Origin of the sequence: Aminobacter sp. J41 (assembly GCF_000526635.1) — a bacterium.
Taxonomy (GTDB): Bacteria; Pseudomonadota; Alphaproteobacteria; order Rhizobiales; family Rhizobiaceae; genus Aerobium.
The window spans coordinates 89,260-98,535 of record NZ_JAGL01000013.1; the positions used below are offsets into that span (position 1 = coordinate 89,260).

The 9,276-nt window shown below is 63.3% G+C and carries 7 protein-coding genes and 1 pseudogene; 4 read left to right on the forward strand and 4 right to left on the reverse strand.

The features are described from left to right. Positions 1–22 precede the first annotated feature (22 nt). Complete coding sequence (otsB, locus tag L630_RS0111085) at positions 23–796, forward strand: trehalose-phosphatase (RefSeq protein WP_024848325.1); 774 nt, start codon at positions 23–25, stop codon at positions 794–796. 79 nt (positions 797–875) lie between these two features. Beyond that, on the forward strand, positions 876–2,309 hold the full coding sequence (locus L630_RS0111090; protein WP_024848326.1) for a trehalose-6-phosphate synthase: 1,434 nt from the start codon (positions 876–878) through the stop codon (positions 2,307–2,309). Here the strand turns inward: L630_RS0111090 and L630_RS0111095 are convergent. The 3 genes from L630_RS0111095 to L630_RS0111105 form a co-directional block, all read right to left on the reverse strand. Then, the gene (locus L630_RS0111095) at positions 2,306–4,105 is read right to left on the reverse strand and encodes a glycoside hydrolase family 15 protein (RefSeq protein ID WP_024848327.1); all 1,800 of its coding nucleotides are present in this window, start codon (positions 4,103–4,105) and stop codon (positions 2,306–2,308) included. The genes L630_RS0111090 and L630_RS0111095 overlap by 4 nt on opposite strands. Before the next feature lie 81 nt (positions 4,106–4,186). Next, positions 4,187–4,771, reverse strand: a complete 585-nt coding sequence (locus L630_RS0111100) for a DNA-3-methyladenine glycosylase (RefSeq protein ID WP_024848328.1) — start codon at positions 4,769–4,771, stop codon at positions 4,187–4,189. A 68-nt stretch (positions 4,772–4,839) separates the two neighbouring features. After that, positions 4,840–6,243, reverse strand: a complete 1,404-nt coding sequence (locus L630_RS0111105; RefSeq protein ID WP_024848329.1) for an MFS transporter — start codon at positions 6,241–6,243, stop codon at positions 4,840–4,842. A 111-nt stretch (positions 6,244–6,354) separates the two neighbouring features. Between L630_RS0111105 and L630_RS0111110 the strand changes: the two genes are divergently transcribed. Together L630_RS0111110 and L630_RS0111115 are read left to right on the forward strand one after the other, a co-directional pair. Further along, on the forward strand, positions 6,355–6,846 hold the full coding sequence (locus L630_RS0111110; protein ID WP_144708634.1) for a MarR family transcriptional regulator: 492 nt from the start codon (positions 6,355–6,357) through the stop codon (positions 6,844–6,846). A 65-nt stretch (positions 6,847–6,911) separates the two neighbouring features. Beyond that, entirely contained in the window at positions 6,912–8,102 is a 1,191-nt protein-coding gene (locus L630_RS0111115; protein WP_186445256.1) for a Bcr/CflA family efflux MFS transporter, read from the forward strand. Between the two features lie 490 nt (positions 8,103–8,592). On the opposite strand, the pseudogene L630_RS0111120 reads toward L630_RS0111115, so the two are convergent. Beyond that, positions 8,593–9,276 (reverse strand): annotated as a pseudogene (locus L630_RS0111120) (AMP-binding protein); the annotation flags it as partial.

Genomic DNA, 9,276 nt, shown 5'->3' on the forward strand with positions numbered 1-9,276 from the left:
AGCAGCGGCATTTGCAGGACAAATGCCAGACCCTTCGCACAACTCTCCGCCACCCATCCTGTCGCCTAGAGGGACCGCCTTCTTCCTCGACCTCGACGGGACTCTTGCCGAAATAGTCTCCGATCCGCTCGAAGCGCGGGTGGCACAGGAGACGCTCGACGTTCTTGCGCGCCTGCAGGACGCGACACGCGGCGCCGTTGCCGTCGTGTCGGGGCGCAGCCTCGTCCAGCTTGAAACGATGCTCCATCCGTTGCGACTGCCGATGGCCGGGGTGCATGGAGCAGAACTGCGCAACGGCGAGGGCGTGGTCCGACGTGCGGAGGTCGACTCCGATCTCCTCGCAGACATCGTCTCTGCTGTCGTTGAGTTTACATCGCTACAGCGCGGCCTGCTGGCAGAGGCAAAGTCCGGCGCGGTTGCCCTGCATTATCGCAAGCGTCCGGAGCTCGAAACGATCTGCCGAGACTTTGCACGCGAGCTTGCCAAGCGCGACCGGCGCATCCGCCTGCTGCCGGGCAAGATGGTGATCGAGCTGACACTGGCGCAGCTCACCAAGGGCGATGCGATCGCCGAGTTCATGGCGCAGCCCCCTTTTGCCGGGCGCCTGCCCTTTTTCGCCGGTGACGACGTGACCGATGAGGCAGGGTTCGGGATCGTCAACGGGATGCTTGGCGTCACGGTCAAGGTTGGGGCGGGAGCGACTTCAGCGAACTACCGCCTCGCCTCCGTGCGCGACGTGACCCGCTACCTCGCACAAGTGCTGGACGACCGGGCCGCGGGACAGGGAACAGGGTGAACGTTGAGATTGTTGGCGCTGATGAAGAAGGGTCCGGTCTCGCTTCGATGATCGCAGGCCCGCGGGGATAGCTGAAATAATGAGCAGGCTTGTCATCGTATCCAATCGCGTTGCTGACCTTCGGGCAGGTGCCCATTCCGGCGGGCTCGCGGTCGGGCTTGCCGATGCGCTGAAGGAGCGCGGAGGCATCTGGTTCGGCTGGGATGGCGAGGAAGACGGAACGACCGGGGCAGAGCCGCAGGTAGAGACCATCGGCAAGGTTGAACGCATTGCTGCTTCGCTGTCTGCCGAGGACCTCGCCAACTACTACCTCGGCTACGCCAACAGCGTCCTATGGCCGATGTTTCACTACCGGCTCGACCTCGTCGGCTACCAGACGGAATTTTCGGAGAGCTACTGGCGCGTTAACGAGACCTTCGCGCGGCAGCTCATGCGGTTCCTGAACCCCGACGACCTCATTTGGGTGCACGACTACCATCTCATCCCGCTCGCCGGATTTTTGCGTCAGCTCGGCTGCCGGCAGAAGATCGGTTTCTTCCTGCACATCCCCTTCCCGCCGAGCGACCTGCTTTCGGCCGCGCCGGAACACACGCGGCTGGTGGATGCGTTGCTCAACTACGACCTGATCGGCTTCCAGACACAGACCGACGTCAACAATCTCAGGCACTACCTGGTCGAAAGTGCCACCGCGGAGCAGCTGGATGAAAACACGTTCAGCTTCGGCGACCGGATCCTGCGTATCGACCGGTTCCCGATAGGGATCGACGCGGCGGGTTTTGCCGACATGGCGATTGAAGCCGATGATGAAGTTGTGATGGATCAGATGCGGCGCAGGATCCTGGGCCGCCGGCAGATCATCGGCGTCGACCGGCTCGACTATTCCAAGGGCCTGCCGGAACGGTTCAAAGCATTCGGGCGGCTGCTCGAACAGCATCCGGAGCTTTCGAAGAAGGTCAGCTTTCTGCAGGTCGCCTCCCCTACTCGCGAGGCGGTTGATGCCTATGCGGACATCCGCATCGAACTCGAAACTCTCACCGGTTCGATCAACGGCCGCTTCGCCGACTTCAACTGGACGCCGCTGCGCTACATCAATCGCGCCATCCCGCGTGAGGTTCTGGCGCCGCTCTATCGCGGCAGCCAGGTGGGTTTTGTCACGCCGCTACGTGACGGCATGAACCTGGTCGCCAAGGAATATGTCGCCGCGCAGAAGCCGAGCGACCCGGGCGTTCTGGTCTTGTCACAGTTCGCTGGCGCGGCGGAAGAGCTAACCGAGGCCCTTATCGTCAACCCGTACGACATCGACGAGATGGCGCGCCAGCTGCATCGTGCCCTCGAAATGCCGTTGGACGAGCGGCGCGAGCGCCACGCAGCGCTGCGCCAAAAAGTGTTCCAGCAGGACGCGCGCGCCTGGCTGAATTCGTTCCTGAACGTGCTCGAAGGGGCTGGTGCTGCTCCGGCCAAAGACCTCGCCGATCAGGTCCTTCCGGGCGAGCGCACCGCGCAAAGCAGCTAGAGTACGTCTTCCCAGCGCCGCGACAGGTGCATCGCCGCGTAGATCAGGCCGACCATCGAATAGGTCTGCGGGAAGTTGCCCCACAACTCGCCTGTGTCCACGTGCAGGCCCTCCGATAAGAGGCCAAGGTGGTTGCGGCGCGAGAGGACGTCTTCGAAGATCTGCCGCGCGTCGGCGTGGCGCCCGGCGCGTGCAAGAGCGTCGATCAGCCAGAATGTACAGGCGGTGAACGCCGTTTCCGGCTCGCCAAAATCGTCGGGCGTGCGGTAGCGATAAAGGTGGTTGCCGAAGCGCAGGTGCTGCTCGCACGCATGCAGGGTTGCGAGGAAGCGCGGATCGTGCGCCGGCAGGAAGCCAAGCTCCGCAATCATCAGCAGGCTTGCATCGAGGTCCTTGCCGCCGAAACTCGAGACGAAGCTTTGCAATTCTTCGTTCCATGCCTGCTCTAGGATGCCGGTATGAATGCGATCGGCGTGACCGCGCCAGTATGCTGTGCGTTTGGTGAGGCCGAGCCGGGCTCCGATCTTGGCGAGCCGGTCGCACGCTGCCCAGCACATGATTGCCGAATGGGTGTGGATCGCGCCGCGCGTGCGGAATTCCCACAGTCCGGCGTCCGTCTGGTTCCATCGGTTGGCTGCCTGCTCGCCAAGCCGCTCCAGCCGCTCGTAGAGGGCTAGCCCGCCCATGGTCGGCAGCCGCTCGTCAAAGAAACACTGGGTGATCGCCAGGATGACGGAACCGTAGCCGTCGTTCTGAACTTGCGTGTAGGCGGCATTGCCCCGGCGGACCGGGCCATACCCGCGATAACCTGGCAGCCCGTCAACAATCACCTCATCGACCCGCCGCTCCAGGCCGAGGCCAAACAGCGGTTGCAGGTAGCCGTCCGGTGAACTCGCGGCGATATTGGAGACATAGGCGAGATAGTCTTCCATCGTCTTGGTCGCGCCGAGCAGGTTCAGCGCCTTGACGGTAAAGTAGGAGTCACGCAGCCAGCAGAAGCGGTAGTCCCAGGTCCGGCCGCTCGCGCCGTATTCGGGAATCGAGGTCGTCAGTGCGGCGACGATGCCGCCGGTCTCCTCGTTCGAGCAGAGCTTCAGAGTTATCGCCGAGCGGATGACAACGTCCTGGTAGTCGATAGGCACAGAGAGGTAGCGGACCCATTCGAACCAGTAGTCCTGCGTCTCTTCCAGGAACCGGCGTGCGAGCTGGACAGGGCCCTCTGAAAGCCGCTCGTCGGGGCCGAGCAAGAACGCGTATGGGCGATCAACCAGAAAAGGGCGGCTGCGCTCGATGAACTCCACAGGCGCGTTCGTGGTCAGGCGAAGTACCTGATCGCCCAGCAGGTAGCGGATGTGGCTGGTGCCCCTCGTTGTGTCGGGCACCGCAGCGCCATAGTCCTGGAGCGGTCGCACGCGCATCGTCATGCGTGGTGAGCCCTCGATCGGCTCGACCAGCCGGACGATCATCTGCGGCCGGAAGATGCGACCGGCCGATTTGAAGCGCGGCGCGAAGTCGGTGATCCGCAGGCGGCTGCCATCGTCGTCCGTCAGGATGGTTTCGATAATGGCGGTGTTGCGCAGGTATCTCTGCTCGCTGTGGGCTAGCCGCTCCAGCGAGATCGTCCATGCGCCCTCCCCCTGATCCCCATTGCGCAGCAGGCTGCAGAAAACCGGATCACCGTCCATGCGTGGCGCGCACATCCAGACGATGCTGGCGTTGCGGTCTACCAGCGCAGCGGCCGCCGCGTTGCCGATCACGCCGAGATCGAGGGTGGAGGTTGCGGGACCTGCGGTCATGCCTTTTCCTTTCAGCTGGGGGCGCTGCAAAATCTGCGTGGAGAGGCTGGCGAAAGCTAGCCGAATTCTTAAGCTGGGCAGCTATTCGTGCTGCCCCAGCGGAAACGGCTTCGAAATGAAGCGGGAGCCGGCAAGACCGAACCGCCATGGCTGTTCGACGGCGCGCGAGATGCCGATGCGCGGACCGCAAGCGACAGGATGCGGTCGGGCAGGCAAGCGCAGCTGAAATGGAGCGCCCTGCAGTGACCGCCCGTTCAGCGAAATGTCGACGGCGAGCGCCTGGCATAACCGCCCCGGGCCCGCAGCCAGCAGGCGCAATTTCTCCATGCCGCGGCGCACCTGCATGTGCTCGATACCGGAAGTCGGCTCCAGCGCGCGCAGGAGCACGGCACTGCCCGGTTCACACACCACATTGAGACACCAGTGGATGCCGTAGGAGCGATAGACGTAAGCGGTCCCGGGATCGCCGAACATCGCGGCGTTGCGCGCAGTCTTGCCGCTAAAACTATGTGACGCCGGATCATCCGGCGTATAGGCTTCCGTCTCGACGATGATGCCCCCTACTCCGTCTACGAGAAGTTGGAAGCCGATCAGCTCCCGTGCCACCGACACGGCGTCGCGAGCGAAGAAGTCGGCGGGAGGAGCAAGCGAGGGAAGTTCTGTCATGGAAGGCAAAGCGCTGAATCCGCTCCTCAACCTGTTTGCTGTGGGATCGTTCCGCGCCCTCCCTTTCGCTAGTCCTGCTTCGCAGGCAGGGTTGCACCGAGGATGCAGCAGGCGACCATCACCGCAGCGGCGAGACCGTACACGCCCGTAAATGCATGGGCAAATTCGGCTGGACCCAGATCGGCTGCGGCAGCGCTGCCCTCCGAAGGCAGACGCTGGTTGAGTATCGAGCCATAGAGTGAGGTTGCGACCGCAGCACCCGCGATCCGGAACAGGCTCACCGCACCGGTCGTTGAGCCGAGGTCCTTCTTTGGGGCATGTAATTGTGCCAGCAGCGTCGGCACCTGCTGTCCAAGACCGCTGGTGAGGCCGAGGCCGGCGAAAAGAACTCCCAAAACCCAAAGCGGCTGGCCAGCCGGCAGGAAGGCAAGCAGCAGGAACATCACCGCGCATCCGGCAAGGCCAAGGCACATCACCTTGCGGTACTGGCCGGTGCGCGAGATCCAGCGGCCGCTGACCAGCGACCCAGCTGAAATGCCCAGCATCAGCACGATGAAGAAGGAGCCGGCCGCCGAGGGTGCCAGGCCGGTGGTCTTCTGCAGGTAGAGTGCGTGGAAGTTGGCAAGGCCAAGCGCAATCGAGCCGGCACCCACCGAAATGGCGAGCAGTTTCCAGATCACTCTATGCCTGAGGATCGACAGCGCGATGATTGGCTCTGGCGCGCGCCGCTCGGCCCAGACGAACACGAAAGAAAGGATGATCAGACCTACGAGCAGGGCAATGGCTGGCTGTGCGGTGAAGCTTCCGAACAGCTGCGGGCTGTCGGACCAGATGACGAGGCAGGTGACGAGTGCGGCGATCACCGTGCCGCCAAGATAGTCGATCTTCGGCTTGCGGCCCGTCGGCTGGTCTGGCAGCACCTTGATCAGCAGCACGAGCGCAACCCCGCCGAGCGGCAAGTTCGCGAGGAAGATCGAACGCCACCCCCAATACTCCGTCATCACGCCGCCCAGGACCGGGCCGACGGCAGCGGACAAGAGCAGGACCAAGCTCGAGAAGCTCTGGTACCTGGCTCGCTCGCGTGGCTCAAAGAGGTCACTGGTGACGGCGAAGACCGAGACAATGATGCCCCCTGCCCCGAGTCCCTGGAAAAGGCGCGCGGCGATCAAGCTGTTCATCGACGGAGCAACGCCGCAGGCAAGCGAGCCGAGCAGGAAAATCACCACTGCCGCGAGGAGCACCGTCTTGCGGCCAAACAGGTCGCCCAGCTTGCCGGAAATCGGCATCACAGCGCTGTGGGTGATCAGGTACGACGCCGCAACCCAGCTGTACTGCTCAATGCCGCCGAACTCCTGCACGATAGTTGGCAAGGCCGTCGCGACGATCTGGCTGTCGAGCATCGCAAGAAATGCGCAGCACATGAGGACGGCGAAGATGGTCCGCTTGGCCGAGGCGGAAAGTTCTTGGGGCATGGTCTTAGAAGATCGTGCTTGAAGTCTGAAAAGGTCTGAAAGGCGGAAATGGTGCGGCAGTAGCAGATGGGCCGGTCATGCGGACGTGATCACAGCCCTGTTGCCTAGGCTGTGAGCCTCGTCTATATGCATGACATGTCATCTATCGTCAAATCTCTCGACCGCCACTTCGGTGCGACGGGCCGTGACCGGCTCGGGCGTCTCTTCGGGGGCGTACTGCGGAGGTGGCGGCGCCATGTTGACGAGGTGTTCCGGGAGGAGGGGTTTACCGAAGGGACCCGGGCGCCGTTGATCCTGCTCTACGATCTTGATGAGCCCGTGCGGCAGAAACATCTCGCCGATGAACTCGGCCTCGATCCGACCGCGCTTGTCAGAGTCATCGGCGTCCTGTCGCGCCGCGGCCTGGTCGAGTGCATCGCCGACCCGGCGGACAGGCGCGGCAAACTGATTTCGCTCACGCAAGCCGGTAGGGAGTGCGCCCAGCGGCTGATTGGGCAGATCGTCGAGATCGAAAGGCGTCTGTTTTCAGACGTGACCGATGACGAACTCGCCGTCGTTCGGACAGTGTTTGCAAAGGTGATGGCGCGGCTTGCCAGCGGCTGAACACCTGCATGCCGGTTCGGCCGGCTCTTCCCGTTTTCAGTTTCCTCCTTTTCCTTCCTGGTACCATGTCCCAACCTGCTTCGCGTTCCGACGCACCTGTCCGCGTTTCGCTCGCCCTGCTCGTACTGATCGCCTTCAGCGGCACGCTCGCCATGCACATCTTCGTGCCGGCCCTGCCGCGCGCCGCCGAGGCGCTGGCGACGGACGGCCCGACCATCCAGCTCACCGTCACCATCTACATTCTCGGCCTTGCGATCGGCCAGCTGGTCTACGGCTCGCTTGCCGACGCCTTCGGGCGCCGCCGCGCGGTGCTAATCGGCCTCTCCGTCTTTCTCGCGGGCTCCGTCGGCTGCTTTCTTGCCCCGAGTGTCGAACTGCTGCTGGTCGCACGTCTCGTTCAGGCACTCGGCGGCGCGGGCGGGCTTTCGCTCACGCGCGTTATCGTTGCCGATACCAATAAGGGCGCGGCAGCAACGCGCAACATCGCTGTCCTGAACATGATCCTGCTGATCGGCCCGGGTGTCGCGCCGGTCGTTGGTGCCCAGATCGCCGAACTGCTCGGCTGGCGCACGACCTTCATCTTCCTGTCGCTGATGGGGCTTACCGCGATTGCTCTTTCGGCCGTCGGGCTGCCCGAGACAGGCAATCCGACCGGCACATTCAGCCTCGGTCGCATGGCCGCCGACTTTGTCGGGCTCGTCCGCAACCGCAATTATCTGCAGTCGGCTGTTGGCGGCGCGCTGGGCTCGACGGCCTGCTACGCTTACTTCGTCTCTGCGCCCTTCATCCTGCACAGCGAGATGGGGCTCAGCATTCAGGCTGTCGGCTACAGCGTCGGGGGCACGCTCGGCGCGGCTGCGCTGGGGACGATGCTCACGCGCTCGATCGTCGGGAAGTTCAGCAACAAAATGATTTCTCTGACCTTCTCCATGATCGGCGTTGCCGCCGGCCTTATTTTCCTCGCCGGTGCGATCGGGGATTTCCTTAATCCGGTGCTGGTAATCACCTTGAGCTGCATCGTGCTGTTTTCCGCCGGCGCGCTTGGGCCGGTTTCGGTCGGCATGACCCTGAGCGACGCGGGGCCAATGGTCGCCGCCGCCTCAGGTGTTTATGGCTGCTTCCAGATGACGGTCGGCGTGATCTGCAGCTTCCTCGCCGGACTGTTCATCGACCACGAACTCGGCTGCGGCGTGATCCTCACCGCGGCCTATGTGATCTGTTGGTTGCTGTTCTTCCTGCGCTACAGGCGGGGCTGAAAGCGGTCGGACCACATCGATGGTTGGGTCTTCCTTGAGGAGACTCAGTAGCTAGCAAGAGGAGTGCCCCGAGCTTCATGGTTCCCTCCCCTGCTCTCCCCTCCCCTACCCTGCCGGCGACTAATATTAGTGACGGCTAATGGAGAGGGTTTGCGTTGTTACTCGCCACTGCTGGATTGTTGGCAGCGTTCCGGCCTGGATCCTCGGGTCGAGCCCGAGGATGACGAGGTGGGGACGTAATCGTTAAGTCAAAAAGGCCTGGCGGCTGAACGCTTCTGGCAGGCACCTGCGCCACTGCAGAGTTCTTTCTCGTCAATCCAATCGTCATCCTCGGGCTCGACCCGAGGATCCAGGCCCGAACGGTGGAGCCGCACCGCGGTGACTGTCTGGTGACGGTATAGATGCGCTGCCGCGCGCGGTAGCCAGAAAAAGCAGCGCCGCGCGGGTGGTGCGCGGCGCTGTGATGCTTGATGGCTAGCGAGGCTTCGCCTCAGGCCCTTTTGTTCTGCCGGTTCTCGATCAGATCGGTGACGACGGCGGGGTCGGCAAGCGTTGAGGTGTCGCCGAGCGACTCGAAGTCGTCCTCGGCAATCTTGCGCAGGATGCGGCGCATGATCTTGCCTGAGCGCGTCTTCGGCAGGCCCGGCGAGAACTGGATCAGGTCCGGCGAGGCGATCGGGCCGATCTCCTTGCGCACATGCGCAATCAGCTCCTTGCGCAGCTCATCCGAGCCCTCCTCGCCCGCCATCAGCGTCACGTAGCAATAGATGCCCTGACCTTTGATCGGGTGCGGATAGCCGACCACGGCTGCCTCCGAGACCTTTTCATGGGAGACAAGCGCGGATTCGACTTCCGCCGTGCCCATGCGGTGGCCCGAGACGTTGATGACGTCGTCGACGCGGCCGGTGATCCAGTAATAGCCGTCCTCGTCGCGGCGGCAGCCGTCGCCGGTAAAGTACTTGCCCTTGTAGGTGGAAAAATAGGTCTGGATGAAGCGCTCGTGGTCGCCATAGACGGTGCGCATCTGTCCCGGCCACGAGGCGATGATGCACAGATTGCCGTCGGCGGCACCTTCCAGAACATTGCCGTCATTGTCGACCAGCTGCGGCTGGACGCCGAAGAACGGCCGCGTGGCGGAGCCGGGCTTCAGGTCCGTTGCTCCGGGAAGCGGCGT

Excerpts from the sequence above, each read along its gene's own strand:
- otsB (WP_024848325.1), top strand. The coding sequence starts at position 23 with ATGCCAGACCCTTCGCACAACTCTCCGCCACCCATCCTGTCGCCTAGA.
- L630_RS0111090 (WP_024848326.1), top strand. The coding sequence starts at position 876 with ATGAGCAGGCTTGTCATCGTATCCAATCGCGTTGCTGACCTTCGGGCA.
- L630_RS0111095 (WP_024848327.1), bottom strand. The coding sequence starts at position 4,105 with ATGACCGCAGGTCCCGCAACCTCCACCCTCGATCTCGGCGTGATCGGC.
- L630_RS0111100 (WP_024848328.1), bottom strand. The coding sequence starts at position 4,771 with ATGACAGAACTTCCCTCGCTTGCTCCTCCCGCCGACTTCTTCGCTCGC.
- L630_RS0111105 (WP_024848329.1), bottom strand. The coding sequence starts at position 6,243 with ATGCCCCAAGAACTTTCCGCCTCGGCCAAGCGGACCATCTTCGCCGTC.
- L630_RS0111115 (WP_186445256.1), top strand. The coding sequence starts at position 6,912 with ATGTCCCAACCTGCTTCGCGTTCCGACGCACCTGTCCGCGTTTCGCTC.